Annotated in this window: 1 protein-coding gene; it reads left to right on the top strand. The window is 77.5% G+C overall.

Annotated features, from left to right (window positions below; genetic code table 11):
- Nucleotides 1-298, top strand: a 298-nt coding sequence (locus KI686_RS16395) for a hypothetical protein (protein ID WP_237590386.1), incomplete at both ends; no start/stop codon positions are given.

The raw sequence follows: 298 nt of genomic DNA, 5'->3' as shown, positions 1-298 counted from the left end.
CGGCGTCGTCCTGCTCGGCGAGGCGGATGCCGCGGCACAGGTCTCCGAGGCCCTGCGCGGGCGGACGCGCCTGGTGGTCCTCGACGGCGTCGACCGGCTCACCGCCGCCGAGCGCGACCAGCTCGCCGCGCGGCTGCGGGATGCGGGCCCCGACCTCGCCGTGCTCGCGACCGCCGTGGATCCGGCGACCGCGCAGGCGCTGCTGACGGATGCCGGCCGCGGGGCGGCATCCGTGGTGGACCTCTCCTCTTCCCCCGCCGAGACCCCGGATTCTCGTCCAGACCCCGGGCTGCAGACG

It is taken from the genome of Polaribacter sargassicola (genome assembly GCF_021991835.1).
Taxonomy (GTDB): Bacteria; Bacteroidota; Bacteroidia; order Flavobacteriales; family Flavobacteriaceae; genus Polaribacter; species Polaribacter sargassicola.
Note: the sequence above shows the minus strand (reverse complement) of the source record. Positions and strands in the feature narration are given on the sequence as shown.